The organism is Azonexus hydrophilus, assembly GCF_001956855.1.
Lineage (GTDB): Bacteria > Pseudomonadota > Gammaproteobacteria > Burkholderiales > Rhodocyclaceae > Azonexus > Azonexus hydrophilus_A.
Window position 1 is genome coordinate 1 of sequence record NZ_MTHD01000002.1, and the last position, 14,603, is coordinate 14,603.

Consider the following 14,603-nt stretch of genomic DNA (forward strand, 5'->3'; position numbering starts at 1 on the left):
CCCGAACAGGACCGTGAAACAGATGAGCGCCAATGATAGTGAGCTTCCGCTCGCGAAAGTAGGTCACCGCCAGGCTCCCATTACAAAACCCCCTGCTCATACCAGCAGGGGGTTTTTGCGTCTACTCAACAGAAAATTAATCAGATCCGTTGCTCTCGGGCTTGAAATTCCTTGGGATGCCCCCATCTTCGGGGACACATTACTGTCCTTTGGAGTTTCACGCATGTCCGAATCTGCCACCGCAAATCGCGAAACCCTGGGTTTCCAGGCCGAAGTCAAACAACTGCTGCAATTGATGATTCACTCCTTGTACAGCAACAAGGAGATATTCCTGCGCGAGCTTGTTTCGAATGCTTCCGATGCCTGCGACAAGCTGCGCTTTGAAGCGCTGAACAACAGTGCGCTGTATGGCGATGACAGCGAACTCAGGATTCGTGTCTCTTTCGACAAGGCAGCGCGCACCATCACGGTTTCCGATAATGGCATCGGTTTGAGCCGTGATGAGGCCGTCGCCCATCTTGGTACCATCGCCAAATCCGGCACCAAGGAATTCTTCACGGCATTGACCGGTGACCAGGCCAAGGATGCCCATCTGATCGGCCAGTTCGGTGTCGGTTTCTACTCTTCCTTCATCATCGCCGACAGGGTTACCGTGGTGTCACGTCGCGCGGGCCTTGAATCGAATCAGGCCGTCTGCTGGGAATCGGGCGGCGAGGGTGAATACACCGTCGAGATGGTCGAGAAGGCCAGTCGCGGGACCGATGTCATCCTGCATCTGCGGGAAGGGGAAGATGAGTTCCTCAGTGCCTGGAAACTGAAATCGATCATCCGCAAGTACTCCGATCACATCACGCTGCCGATCGTGATGCAGAAGGAGGAGTGGAACCAGGAGAAGGGCGAGCAAGTCGTCACTGATGAAGACGAAACCGTCAATCAGGCCAATGCGCTGTGGGTGCGCGGCAAGTCCGAAATCACCGATGACCAGTACAAGGAGTTCTACAAGCACGTCGCCCATGATTTCGAGGATCCGCTGGCCTGGACCCACGCCCGCGTCGAAGGCAAGCAGGAATACACACAGTTGCTCTATATCCCGGCGCGTGCCCCGTTCGACCTGTGGGACCGCAATGCCCGCCATGGCATCAAGCTCTACGTGCGCCGTGTCTTCATCATGGACGATGCCGAACAGCTGATGCCGCTCTACCTGCGGTTTGTCCGCGGTGTCGTTGATTCGGCCGATCTGCCGCTCAATGTGTCGCGTGAAATCCTGCAGCAGAGCAAGGATATCGATGGTATCCGCAGCGGTTGCACGCGCAAGGTGCTTGGCATGCTGGAAGATCTGGCCGAGAACGACAAGGAAAAGTACTCGCAATTCTGGGCGGCTTTTGGTGCCGTGTTGAAGGAAGGTGTTGGCGAGGATCATGCCAACAAGGAAAAGATTGCCGGGCTGATCCGTTTTGCGTCGACCCACAATGACACTCCGGAACAGACTGTCTCTCTGGCCGATTACATTGGCCGAATGAAGGAAGGCCAGGAAAAGATCTACTTCGTTACGGCCGATACCTTCAATGCAGCGAAGAACAGCCCGCACCTCGAAATCTTCAGAAAGAAGGGGATTGAAGTACTGTTGCTCTCCGACCGAGTTGACGAATGGGTGGTTGGACATCTGACCGAGTTTGATGGCAAGCAATTGCAATCCGTCGCCAAAGGCGGACTCGATCTCGGCAAGCTGGAAGACGAGGAAGAGAAGAAGGAGGCCGAAAAGGCCGCCGACGAGTACAAGGATTTGCTGGAAAAGGTGAAGGCCGCACTGGGTGAGAAGGTGAAGGATGTACGCGTAACGTATCGTCTGACTGATTCGCCGTCTTGCCTGGTTTCCGACGAGCACGACCCGTCAGGCAATCTGGCGCGCCTGCTGAAGGCCGCGGGTCAGGCGGCGCCGAACGTCAAGCCGATTCTCGAAATCAACCCGAATCATGTTGTCGTGCAACGTCTGAAATACGAAGAAGTTCGTTTCGATGACTGGGCAGCCCTGCTCTTCGAGCAGGCGACGCTGGCTGAAGGCGGCCAGCTCGATGATCCGGCTGGATTCGTCAAACGGATCAATGATTTGATGATGGCCATCTCGGCCAAGTAATGGAGCGGGGCTACGGCCCCGTTTTTCATATGAAGCCTGCTGATCTCGAGTTGCTGGTGACGCGAACTATGCCCTACGGAAAATACAAGGGGCGGCTGATTGCCGATCTTCCAGGGCACTATCTTGCCTGGTTTGCCCGGGAGGGGTTTCCGCAGGGAGAGCTGGGGCGCTTGCTCGCGCTCATGTACGAGCTCGACCATAACGCACTGGCCGGACTGCTTGAACCACTGCGCAAACACTGAGTCCTGCTGGGGGTTTTACGTTATAGTCCTGTTGCTCTTGGGGGATTAAGGGCTATTGCCACCAACAAACTCCAGCTCACTCGATGCCTAAGACCACAACTGACAAGAAAAAAGCCGATCCCATTGAATCGGTAGCGGTGCCACGAAAACGCAAGAGTGCTCCCCGCAAGGCCAAGTCTGGAAGCTTGCCTCCACTACGCCCTTACCTGGTCGGGATAGGTGCTTCTGCAGGCGGGCTTGAGGCACTGTCAGCATTGATAGCTGCCCTGCCGACCAATCTCGGTATTTCATACGTGGTGCTTCAGCATCTTTCGCCGACCCATCGCAGCATGATGGTGCAATTGCTTGGGCGCGAGACGGCCATGGCGGTGCAGGAAGTTGAACATGGTGGACAGCCGGAGCCGGATACCATTTACGTAGCACCGGCCAGCCGCAACGTGATCATCAAGGATGGTTGTTTCGTCCTGATCGAGGGACCGCGTGAGGCCATGCCGCGGCCTTCGGTCAATGTCTTTTTCACCTCGCTGGCGGCCGAAAAAATCGAGGATGCCATTGGCGTCGTGCTCTCGGGTACTGGCAGTGATGGCGCTGCAGGTTTGCGGGATATCAAGGCCGCAGGGGGGTATACCTTTGCCCAGGATCCGCAGAGCGCAAAGTATGCCGGAATGCCGCAATCGGCGATTGATACGGGTTGCGTAGACTGGGTATTGACGCCTGACGGCATTGCCGAGGAAATTGCGATCATCGCACGTTCGCATGGCACGGTCACGGTAACGACAAAGCCACCGGTGGCGGCAACGGCGCTGAAAAAATTGCTGATGAAGGTCAAGCAGCAGACGCGTATCGATTTTTCGGGCTACAAGGAAGGTACCTTGTGGCGGCGTATCGAGCGACGCATGGCGGCAAAGCATGTGGTCAGTCTCAATGATTATCTGACATTGGTCGATGCCAGTCCCGAGGAGCTGGAGCATCTGGGCAAGGATATCCTGATCTCGGTCACAGCCTTTTTTCGCGATCCCGAATCATTCGAAGCATTGCGCGAAATGCTGCGAAGCATCCTGCAAGCCAAGCAACCAGGTGATGAAATCAGGGTCTGGGTTCCCGGTTGTGCGACCGGCGAAGAGGCATATACCATCGCCATCATCATTGCCGAAACACTCGGGCCGAGCGTCACGCAATACCGGATCCAGATATTTGCGACCGACATCGACCTGAACGCGCTGGCCATTGCCCGCAAGGGATCCTATGCCGACAGCGCACTGGCCGATCTGGAGCCTGGACTGGTCGTGCGTTATTTCCAGAAGGTTGGCAATCGTCTGGAAGTTGCCCGTCATATTCGTGACATGGTCGTCGTTGCCCGTCAGGACATCATTCAGGATCCGCCGTTTCTGCGTCTTGACGTGGTGAGTTGTCGCAATCTCCTGATTTATCTCCAGAACGATCCGCAGGCCAAGGTGCTGGCGACCTTCCACTATGGCCTGAATCCCGGCGGCATCCTGTTCCTCGGTCAGTCGGAAGGTATTTTCCAGCAAGAGTCGCTGTACGATGTTGTCGACAAGTCAGCACGCATTTATCGTCGACGCGATGGTGAGTCGCGCATGACGATGCCGTCATTCCGCTTGCCGGAAAATGTCGAACGCACCGCGCCGGCTGTTGCGCCTGACGCCGAACGGCGCTTGCTGGATGCGGCGGTGCGGCGCTATGTCCCGGCATCGGTATTGATCAACAGCAACTTCGATATCCTGCAGATTCACGGCGATGTCAGCCAGTATCTGACCGTTCTTCCGGGAAAGCCGAATTTCAACCTGCAACATCTGTTGCGCCGGGAGATGCGGGCCGACCTGCAATTGCTGCAGCATCAGGCCGAACACAAGCAGGAGTCGGTGTTTGGCCGGCGGCATTCGATCAAGACGCTGGATGGTCAGCGCGACATACGCCTGGCAGTGCATGCGCTCGAGCGCGGGGTTGTCAGCCCTTTCTTCCTGGTGTCGTTCGAGATACTGCCGCCGCTGGAAACCGTGGACGCCAACGGGGCAGCAACGAGTGCCGTGGCCGAGGACGGGAGAAATGTCCGCGAGCTTGAAGACGAACTGGTATCGACCAGGGAGCGCCTGCAGACGGTAATCGAGGAACTGGAGACCTCGAACGAGGAAATGCAGGCTCTCAACGAAGAGGTGGTTGCAGCGAATGAGGAGCTCCAGTCATCCAATGAGGAACTGGAAGCGGCCAACGAGGAACTGCAGTCCACCAATGAAGAGCTGACTACGGTCAACGAGGAATTACAGGTCAGAACCGGCGAACTGGCCGATACCCTGAACGACCTGGAAAATATCCAGAACAGCGTTGGTTTTCCGATTCTCGTGTGCAATGAGGATCTTGGCTTGTCGCGTTTCAACAGTCCGGCTGCCGCACTGTTTTCCTTGTCTTCCGCATCGATCAAGCAACCCATGACGATGCTGCGTTTACCGCCTGGCATGCAGGATTTTTCCGGGCTGGTTCGTCAGGCCATCGAGTCCAACCGGCCGGTGGAAGGCCCGGTTTTTTCCAGCGAGCGTCATTATCTGCTGCACGTTTCCCCTTATGAAACCAAGATGCGGGGTGGTCGTGGAGCGATTCTGGTGATGCTGGACCATACCGAACGCCTGGTTGCTGAACGGGAGCTGACAAAGAATCGCGAAATGCTGCTGGCGATCATGAATAATTCGACATCGATCATCACGTTGAAGGATCTGGCAGGTCGCTACGAGTTCGTCAATCGTCAGTTCGAGACGTTCTTCGACGTAAACGCCGAAAAAGTCATCGGCAAGACCGATGCCAAGGTGTTGTCACGGAAAGTGGCCGATGATTTCCGGGCCAAGGAGCTTGATGTCGTCCGCCAGCGCAAGGCGCTTGAATTCGAGGATCACCTGTCTTTCCCGTCGGTGGGCGACCGTTTCCTGCATTCAATCCGTTTCCCGTTGCTGACCGAGGATGGAACGGTATACAGCATCTGCACCCAGTCGGTCGATGTGACCGAACACAAGCATGCAGAAGACCAGTTGCGTCTGGCTGCCCGTGTTTTCGACCGGGCCGGCGAGGGCATTGTTGTGACCGATGCCAAGCAGATCATTCTTACGGTCAACGAGGCATTTACCCAGGTTACTGGTTTTTCAGGTGAAGAGGTCATCGGCAAGACACCGGCGGTGCTGGCGTCGGGCAAGCATGACAAGGAGTTTTACCTGGAGATGTGGTCGCGTTTGCAGAACCAGGGATGGTGGCAAGGCGAGGTGTGGAATCGGCGCAAGAATGGCGAGATTTACCCGGAGTGGTTGACCATCAACTCGGTCAAGGATTCCGAGGGCAAGGTGGTCAATTTTGTCGGCATCTTCAGCGACATTACAATCGTCAAGGAATCGCAACGCCGGGTCGAGTTTCTGGCAACTCACGATGAACTGACCAGCCTGCCCAATCGGGCACTGTTTCTCGACCGGGTCCGCCAGGCCGTGGCGCGCACGACCCGGACCGATTCCACCTTTGCCGTGCTGTTCATCGATCTCGACAACTTCAAGGTGGTCAATGATTCGATGGGCCATGCCGCAGGCGATGACCTGCTCATTGAAATCGCCCGGCGCATGCGTGAGTGCGTGCGTGGCTCGGATACCGTGGCCCGGTTTGGCGGTGATGAATTCGCCATGTTGCTGGAAGACGCATCGGCCGAGGATGCCGAAATGACGGCGCGCCGCGTTGCCGAAGCCATGGAAAGACCTCATCTGATCGGTCGGCAGAGTGTTTATCCCAGCGCCAGCATCGGGATTTGCCTTTTCCCCAATGACGGGCTTGATGCCGAAACCCTGCTCAAGAATGCCGACAGCGCGATGTATCAGGCCAAGGACAGCGGCCGGAGCACGCATCACTTCTTTACCGACGAATTGAAGCAGGCAGCTGACGAGCGTCTGAAGATCGAAACCGGTCTACGCGGTGCGATCGAGCGCAACGAGTTGTTCCTGATGTATCAGCCCCAGATCGATATCGCGACCGGTCGCCTGGTCGGGGTCGAGGCGCTGCTGCGCTGGCAGCATCCTGAAGATGGCCTGATTCCGCCGATGAAGTTCATTCCGATGGCGGAAAAGAGCGGCATGATCGATCAGGTTGGTGAATGGGTGGCAGCAACTGCCTGCCGCCAGATGGCACTATGGATTGCCCAGGGGCATCAGGTTCCCCGGGTTTCGATCAATGTCTCCGCTGACCAGTTACGGCGAACCAATCTGCCGGCATTGATGCGCCGTTTGCTTGGCCACTACCGCCTTGATGCAACGCGAATCGTCATCGAACTGACCGAGACGGCACTGCTCGACAATGTCGAGCGCGTGCAGCAGATGCTGCGTGAGTTGAAAACATTGGGTATCCAGCTCAGCATCGACGATTTCGGCACTGGCTACTCGTCGCTCGCCTATCTGCGACGGTTTGCCCTGGACGAGCTCAAAATCGACAAGTCATTCGTTGCTGACATCGCGCAGAATCTGGATGACCGGGCGATTGCCCAGACCATCATGGCCATGTCGCAAACCCTCGGCTTCTCGGTTGTTGCCGAAGGGGTCGAGAGTGAGGAGCAGTTGGCGGTCCTGCGCGAAATCGGATGTAATATCGGCCAGGGTTATTTGTTTGCCAGACCGATGATGCCGGACGATCTGGTGAAGGGATTCAACGCCCGTTAACAGGGCTTCCCACATTTTTTCCGGATGATGAAGGACGAGTCCACCGATGACAGAAACAGCGATCCGGGAACATCGAATCAATCTGGTCGAAGTGCTCGAGATGCTGGTGACGGACGGCATTGTTGATGCTGCCGCCGCTGAATCCCTGAAGCTTGAGCGGCGCCTGCACGGCGACAAGCAGCATCCGCTGCTGGTCATTGCCGAGCAGAAGTGGCGTAGTTCGCGCCCGCCGCAGAAAATGCTGTCGCTCGATGCGCTGACTGAATGGCTGGCAGCCCGTTGTGGGCTTGACTACCTCCATATCGATCCGCTCAAGATCGATTTCACCGGTGTCTCCGAGGTGATGTCGAGTGCCTACGCTGCCCGTTTCAGCATCCTGCCGGTGCAGGTGACGGCGCGCGAGATCATCATCGCGACGGCCGAGCCGTTCGTCAGCGAATGGGTTGCTGAGTTGCGCCAGATCCTGCGCAAGGATATCCGGCGGGTGATGGCCAATCCCGAGGATATCAGCCGTTATCTGGTCGAATTCTTCAGCCTGGCCAAGTCGGTCAAGAAAGCGGCAGCCCGGGGCGAGAGTACTGCCGGACTGTCGAGCTTCGAGCAACTCGTGGAACTGGGGAAGGGGAATCGCCAGTTCGACGCCAATGACCAGCATATCGTCCACATCGTTGATTGGTTGTGGCAGTACGCATTCGACCAGCGCGCTTCGGACATTCATATCGAGCCACGGCGTGATCTCGGCATCGTCCGCTTTCGCATCGACGGCGTGCTGCATCAGGTGTACCAGATACCGATGACGGTGATGAACGCGATGACCAGCCGGATCAAGCTGCTCGGACGCATGGACGTGATCGAGAAGCGACGGCCGCAGGATGGCCGGATCAAGACCCGGACGCCGGGCGGGCAGGAAGTCGAACTGCGCCTGTCCACCTTGCCGACAGCTTTCGGTGAAAAACTGGTGATGCGCATCTTCGATCCGGAAGTTCTGGTGCGCGATTTCCGATCGCTGGGTTTCTCGCAGGAGGACCAGACGCGCTGGCAGCAAATGACGGCGGCACCGAACGGTATCGTGCTGGTTACCGGCCCGACAGGCTCCGGCAAGACGACGACCTTGTATACCACGCTCAAGCAGCTGGCGACCCCGGAGGTCAACGTGTGCACGATCGAGGACCCGATCGAGATGGTTGAGCCAGCCTTCAACCAGATGCAGGTGCACCACGGTATCGGGCTGAACTTTGCCGACGGTGTGCGCGCCCTGATGCGCCAGGATCCGGACATCATCATGATCGGTGAAATCCGCGATCTGGAAACTGCAGAAATGGCCATTCAGGCAGCGTTGACCGGACATCTCGTGCTGTCGACCCTGCACACCAACGACGCCCCATCCGCTATTACCCGGTTGCTGGATCTCGGCGTGCCGGCTTACCTGATCAACTCCACGCTGCTCGGCATCATGGCGCAGCGCCTGATACGGACGCTGTGCCCGCATTGCAAGAAGAGTGAGCCGATCAACGAGGAGGAGCGTGCTGCCTGGCGCTCGCTCGTACATCCCTGGAAGGCAGCAGAACCTACGCACGTGCATCATGCGGTCGGCTGCCTGGAGTGCCGGATGACGGGCTACAGCGGGCGTATCGGTGTGTACGAGATCCTGCTCAATTCGCCCGAAGTCCGTCGCCTGATCAAACCCGGCACGGAAATTCCCCGGGTCCGGGAGCAGGCTTTCCGCGAAGGCATGCGCCCCTTGCGGGTATCCGGGGCGCTGAAGGTTGCGCAGGGGATGACGACCATCGAGGAATTGATCAAGCAAGTGCCGCCAGCCGATGACAATTAGGAATCCTACCTCTTTCGGACTAGTCACAAAGCGGTAGTGGGCGGATAATCCATACCCTTGTCAGCAGGAGGGGTTATGGCAGTTGAATTGTTCAATGACGGCAAGCACATCGTCCACGCCTTTTACGATCTGGTCGATGATTCACCGGGTGGTGCTGTCCAGTGCAACCAGTTCCTGATCGTCGATCACGGACATGGTGCGCTGGTCGATCCTGGTGGCAACATGACCTATACCGGCCTCCTGATGGACATGCAGAAATATTTCTCGTCCAAGGATCTCGATTTCATCCTGGCATCGCATCCGGATCCGGACATCATCGCGTCGGTCAACAAATGGTTTGTTGCCTCGCACTGCAAGGTCATGATCTCGTCCCTGTGGACGCGTTTCGTCCCGCACTTCACCACCGGCAAGGATGTTTCGCAGCGCATTCTCGGCATTCCCGACCAGGGTACGGTGATTCAGTTGGGGCAGAGCAAAATTCTCGCACTACCAGCGCACTTCATGCATGCGGAGGGCAACTTCCAGTTCTACGATCCGGTGGCCAAGATCCTCTTTTCCGGCGATCTCGGGGCTTCGCTGGTCACGCATGAACAGGCGGCCACGCCGGTTACGGATTTCTACAGCCATGTGCGTTACATGGAAGGGTTTCACAAACGCTACATCGTGTCACGCAAGGTCTGCCGTTTCTGGGCCAACATGGTGCGCCAGCTCGATATCGAGCAGATCGTGCCGCAGCACGGCTCGCGTTTTGTCGGCAAGCAGGCGGTCGGGGATTTCATTTCCTGGGTCGAAGGCATCGAGTGCGGTGTCGACCTGATGACGCAGAACAGCTACCAGGTGCCTCACTAGCGATAGCTGCCATAGCTCGGCAAGCCGACAAAGGGCGGCAGGCGGCCAACCAGATTTTCGAGCATGACCAGTTCGGTATCGCTGTGATTGACCATTGGCGCCATGGCCATGCCTTGGCGAGGATCGGCATGCAGGTAAAGCGGTTGCTCGTGGTGCGTGGTTTGCACGGTGCGTACCGACTGGCTGTCCCTGGCCAGCGCGATGTCGGCCAGGCCGTAGCACAGGCAGAAATAGGTCTTTTCCGCGCTGGCTTCGAGGTAGCAGCCGGTGCCGCGGATGCCGATGGTGGCGGTCGCTGTCTCGATCCGCTTGTTGCCCTTGCCGAATACCGACAGCAGTTTGCCATTGAGTACGCGCAGGCCGCTTTTCAGGATGTCGCCAGCGACGGCGACGGCCGAGTTGTCGCGTTGCAGGTAGGCATCCTGGCCGATCACGTAGATGGCCTCGCTGCCCGGGCCGGTGACGATGGTGTCGCCGGCATTGACCAGCATGCCTTCGCGTGCCGGCTGGCCGTTGATGCTGACCTGACCGCGGATCTTGTAGAACCCCGGTGCTGCCAGTTTGTTGCCGGCCGCCCAGGCGCCGTGCAGGAAGTCCAGTCGTTCGGCGAGGGTCAGTGCGACCAGGCTCTTCAGCAGGCTTCGACGTTGCATTTTTGCTCCCGTTGGGCGGTTGACCGCAGACAGCCGGATTTTAAAGCAGACTGGCCTTGCGGCGTATCGTATCGACATAGGCCAGTGCATCCATCGGCTGACCTTCGCGCTGGGCGCGCCAGATCGTTTCGCCCAGGCACTCGAGCAGCACGTGTTCGGCGTCATGGGCGTCCATGCGCGCACGCAACTGGTCAAAGGCGGCACGAATACCCGGCGGATGGTCGATGCTGGTCTGTTCGTGGATGGCCAGATGCAGCGACAGGTGCAGGAAAGGATTCATCTGGCCGCTTTCCGGTGCCCATTCCTGGTTGAGTGCTGCGTCGGGATTGGCGAGCAGGGCATGGTATTCCGGATGGCGGGCGGCGATGTCGGCAGCGGTGACTTCGGCACCGACCAGTGGCAGGCGTTCGACATGCTTTTTCCAGGCCGAACAGAAAAACTCGCGGACCTGGTCACGGGTGGGATTGAACATTGCTTCTTTCGTAGAGCAGGGTGAGGACGGTATTCTGGAACAATTGGTTGCCCTTGTCGCCGGGAACGATCTGGCCGGTGCCGTAGGCGCCGAGCAGCGGCACTTGCGGAAAGTGTTCGCGAAAGGCAAGCAGGTCGCGATCGTCGTTGCCATAGAACAGCGGACCGCGGCCGATGCAGGAGAACATAAGGGCGAATTCCGGGCGTTTTCCGGCGTCGACCGCAGCTGCGAACTGTTGACGGATTTCCTGCTCCGCCGCCAGTGGCTGGCGAATCGCCCAGGTCACCATGTCGCCAGCCTGCAACGGACTGCCCAGTGTCAGCGAGCCATCGCTGTTGAGCGACAGGATGCCGATGCCGGGAAGCCGGTCTGCGCGGACCAGCGTCAGTTGATGCAGCGGCGGCCGGGCGCGCAAGTCACCGGGCAGTGCGCGCAGCAGGCTGTCGACGGCTGTCCCGGTGCCGAGCCGGCGCAATTCGTGGGCGTCTGCGGCGGTGACCTCCTGTGTCTCGCCCAGCCAGCGCAGCCCACGCGACAACAGCGGTGTGCCATGCCATCCCGGCAGCGCCAGCGTGCTGCGCGCATCACCGCATTCGCGCGCCTGTTGCCAGGCGTTTGCATCGCTATCGACCAGTCCGGCACGTGGTGTGTCGTCGAGCCAGTCCCAGGCCAGTCGCCCCTGCCCGCTGAAGGACAGTAGCGGTGATTCATCTTCGCCTGGCACACATGGATGGTGGGCAAAAACCAGTGCCGCCGCTGCCGGTTGATCGATCTGCCAGCCCGTCTCGGTCAGCAAACCGTTTGCCGTGCAACCCGATATCTGCAGGCAGGCGGCGGCGCCGGCGGCTGCGCGCAGGGCTGCTGCTCCCTGGCGGCAAAAGTCCTTGCTGAGCAGCAGCAGGACGCGCTCGGCCCGGGTGATGCCCGCCCGTTCCAGCGCATCCTGTACCGCCCTTTCGGCTAGCGCCGGCAGCGGGGCGGGGCCGGTGGCTTGTCCGCTGGCGACGATCACACTGTCTTGCCCCGGAATTCGCACAGGTCGACGACACAGCAGCGGCTGCATTCCGGTTTGCGCGCCTTGCAGACATAACGGCCGTGCAGGATCAGCCAGTGGTGTGCATCCTTCATGAATTCCCGGGGGGTGACGCGCAGCAGCTTGTTTTCCACGTCGAGCACGGTTTTTCCGGGGGCCAGTCCGGTGCGGTTGCCGAGCCGGAAAATGTGCGTATCGACGGCAATGGTCGGCTGGCCGAAAGCCGTGTTCAAGACCACATTGGCGGTCTTGCGGCCGACGCCGGGCAGGGCTTCCAGCGCGGTACGGTCTGCCGGGACTTCGCCACCGTACTGTTCGACCAGTATCCGGCAGGTGGCGATGACATTTCTGGCCTTGGTACGGTAGAGGCCGATGGTCTTGATGTAGTCGGTCAGCGTCGCCTCACCGAGGGCCAGCATGGTTTCGGCCGTCGGGGCGACGGGAAAGAGGCGGGCGGTTGCCTTGTTGACACCGACGTCGGTCGCCTGCGCCGACAGGATGACGGCGATCAGCAACTGGAAAGGGCTGGCGTAATCCAGTTCGGTGGTCGGTGCGGGATTGTTTTCGCGCAGGCGCTGGTAGAACTGTTCGACGACGGATTTTTTCACGGCGGGAGGCTGTTCGGGGGATTGTAACTGTCTCAGGAATGCGCGATATTGCAGTAAAGACGATTCTAACCGACGGAGAAACCACGAGGGTTTATGTACCTCACAACGAACGGGGGAAAAATAGCCCTCGCGCAACTAATCGACGGTAATCCGGTTGCCACCATCGTCATCGATGCGGCGCATCGCGTGACTCACTGGAATCGGGCCTGTGCCGTCATGACTGGCGTACCGGCAGAGGAAATCGTCGGTACCCGGGAGCAGTGGCGAGCCTTTTATCCCGATCCACGTCCGATCATGGCTGACCTGATCATCGACGGGGCCATGGATGCTGTGGTCGACGAGTTCTATCACGGAAAATTCAGGCGTTCCGATCTGATTGAGGGCGCTTACGAGGCCGAGGATTTCTTCCCGGCATTCGGCGACGTTGGCCGCTGGCTGTTCTTCACCGCGGCGGCGATTCGTAATGACGCCGGGGAGATCGTCGGTGCCATCGAGACCTTGCAGGACATTACCGAGCGCCGGCGTGCCGAAGAGGCATTGCGCGCCAGCGAGGAGCGCTACCGTGAGTTGAGCCGGACTGATGCGCTGACCGGGTTGCGCAACTCGCGTTCGCTGTGGGAAAGCCTGGTACAGGAAATCGACCGGGCCGAGCGCTATGGCCGGCCGTTGTCACTGCTGGTTCTCGATTGCGATGATTTCAAGGTGATCAATGATCGTTTCGGTCATCTCGAAGGCGACCGGGTTTTACAGGCGCTGGCAAAGGTTGTGGCTGATTGCCTGAGAAGCAGCGATACCGCCTATCGTTACGGGGGCGAGGAATTCATCGTCCTGATGCCGGAAAACGGCAGCGCTGCCGCGATGGCACTGGCGGAGCGATTGCGCAGCGGATTTGCCGCCGTTCGTTTGCCGGCGGCCGGTGGCGAGACGATTTCCGCCACCGTCAGCATCGGTGTCGCCGAGTGGCAGCGGGGAGAGGATGAGCAGACATTCATCCGGCGCGCTGACGAGGCACTTTATGCTGCCAAGCGACAGGGGAAAAACTGCGTTGTGCAGGCCTAGGCTGATATGAAGAAAATAGTTGCATCTGTGTTGCTGCTGGTTATCGTGCTAGGTTCGGCGTGGTTTTCCCGTCCATCACGCGACGACTCGACGCTGATCCAGGAGGCCTTTGCGCCGGTTTTTGACGATACCGTACAGCCCTTGCGCGCCTTGCCGCCGCTGCCTGCTCTACCCCCTGAACGGGTATTGCTCGGCGAACGCCTGTTTACCGATACGCGCCTGTCGGCCGATTATTCGGTCGCCTGTGTCTCCTGCCATCGCTTTGATCTGGGGGGCGCTGACGGGCGTCGGGTTTCGCTCGGCATCAACGGCGCCGAAGGGCCGATCAATGCGCCAACAGTCTTCAACAGTAGCCTGAATTTCGTGCAGTTCTGGGATGGTCGGGCGGCCAATCTGCAGGAGCAGGCTGCCGGACCGATCCACAATGCGCTGGAGATGGGCTCGTCCTGGGCGCAGGTGCTGGAGCGACTGGCCGCTGACGACAGCATGCGCCGGGATTTTGCCGCCGCTTATCCGGATGGTCTGACTGCGGCCAACGTGGCCGATGCCATCGCCAGCTTCGAGCAGTCGCTGCTGACGGTCGACGCGCCTTTTGACCGGTTCTTGCGTGGCGACAGGCAGGCGATTGGCGAACTGGAAATTGACGGCTATCACCGTTTCCGCGATTTCGGTTGCATCAGTTGTCACCAGGGGGCGCTGGTCGGTGGCAACATGTTCCAGAAATTCGGTGTGCTCGGTGACTATTTTGCCGGCCGTCCGGTCAGCCAGGCCGACCTGGGCCGTTACAATGTGACCGGTCGTGAGGAAGACCGGCATGTCTTCAAGGTTCCCAGCCTGCGCAATGTTGCGCTGACCGCCCCCTATTTTCACGACGGGTCGGCCAGTTCGCTGGAGACGGCGGTGGCGGTGATGGGCCGCTACCAGTTGGGCCGCGATCTCTTGCCCGACGATGTTACGGCGATTGTCGCCTTCCTGAATTCACTGACCGGACAGATACCGGAGAGAGCGAGCGAGCAATGAGGGGACGG

At 59.0% G+C, this 14,603-nt stretch carries 11 protein-coding genes; 7 read left to right on the plus strand and 4 right to left on the minus strand.

The annotated features are described in order from the left end of the window. Nucleotides 1-223: 223 nt before the first annotated feature. From htpG to BJN45_RS04495, 5 genes are all read left to right on the plus strand, one after another. A complete protein-coding gene (gene htpG / locus BJN45_RS04475; RefSeq protein WP_076092579.1) occupies nt 224-2,134 on the plus strand; it encodes a molecular chaperone HtpG in 1,911 nt (636 codons plus the stop codon). Between the two features lie 29 nt (nt 2,135-2,163). After that, the gene (locus tag BJN45_RS04480; protein ID WP_076094047.1) at nt 2,164-2,376 is read left to right on the plus strand and encodes a DUF3820 family protein; all 213 of its coding nucleotides are present in this window, start codon (nt 2,164-2,166) and stop codon (nt 2,374-2,376) included. A gap of 185 nt (nt 2,377-2,561) precedes the next feature. Beyond that, a complete protein-coding gene (locus BJN45_RS04485) occupies nt 2,562-7,070 on the plus strand; it encodes an EAL domain-containing protein (protein ID WP_076092581.1) in 4,509 nt (1,502 codons plus the stop codon). A 46-nt stretch (nt 7,071-7,116) separates the two neighbouring features. Continuing rightward, on the plus strand, nt 7,117-8,901 hold the full coding sequence (locus BJN45_RS04490) for a GspE/PulE family protein (protein WP_076092583.1): 1,785 nt from the start codon (nt 7,117-7,119) through the stop codon (nt 8,899-8,901). A gap of 75 nt (nt 8,902-8,976) precedes the next feature. After that, nucleotides 8,977-9,750 (plus strand): MBL fold metallo-hydrolase, encoded by a 774-nt coding sequence (locus BJN45_RS04495; RefSeq protein WP_076092585.1) that lies wholly within the window; start codon nt 8,977-8,979, stop codon nt 9,748-9,750. Here BJN45_RS04495 and BJN45_RS04500 read toward each other — a convergent pair. From BJN45_RS04500 to nth, 4 genes are read right to left on the minus strand one after another with little or no spacing between them, the layout of a single operon-like run. Then, a complete protein-coding gene (locus BJN45_RS04500; RefSeq protein WP_076092587.1) occupies nt 9,747-10,403 on the minus strand; it encodes a hypothetical protein in 657 nt (218 codons plus the stop codon). The genes BJN45_RS04495 and BJN45_RS04500 overlap by 4 nt on opposite strands. A gap of 40 nt (nt 10,404-10,443) precedes the next feature. Beyond that, entirely contained in the window at nt 10,444-10,875 is a 432-nt protein-coding gene (locus BJN45_RS04505; protein WP_076092589.1) for a DUF1841 family protein, read from the minus strand. Further along, complete coding sequence (locus BJN45_RS04510) at nt 10,856-11,887, minus strand: FIST C-terminal domain-containing protein (RefSeq protein ID WP_076092591.1); 1,032 nt, start codon at nt 11,885-11,887, stop codon at nt 10,856-10,858. Before BJN45_RS04510 ends, BJN45_RS04505 begins: the two co-directional genes overlap by 20 nt. Beyond that, entirely contained in the window at nt 11,884-12,516 is a 633-nt protein-coding gene (nth, locus tag BJN45_RS04515) for an endonuclease III (RefSeq protein WP_076092593.1), read from the minus strand. Before nth ends, BJN45_RS04510 begins: the two co-directional genes overlap by 4 nt. Nucleotides 12,517-12,609: 93 nt before the next feature. Between nth and BJN45_RS04520 the strand changes: the two genes are divergently transcribed. Then, nucleotides 12,610-13,575 (plus strand): sensor domain-containing diguanylate cyclase, encoded by a 966-nt coding sequence (locus tag BJN45_RS04520; RefSeq protein WP_076092595.1) that lies wholly within the window; start codon nt 12,610-12,612, stop codon nt 13,573-13,575. 6 nt (nt 13,576-13,581) lie between these two features. Next, a complete protein-coding gene (locus BJN45_RS04525) occupies nt 13,582-14,595 on the plus strand; it encodes a cytochrome-c peroxidase (protein WP_076092597.1) in 1,014 nt (337 codons plus the stop codon). Nucleotides 14,596-14,603: the final 8 nt, after the last annotated feature.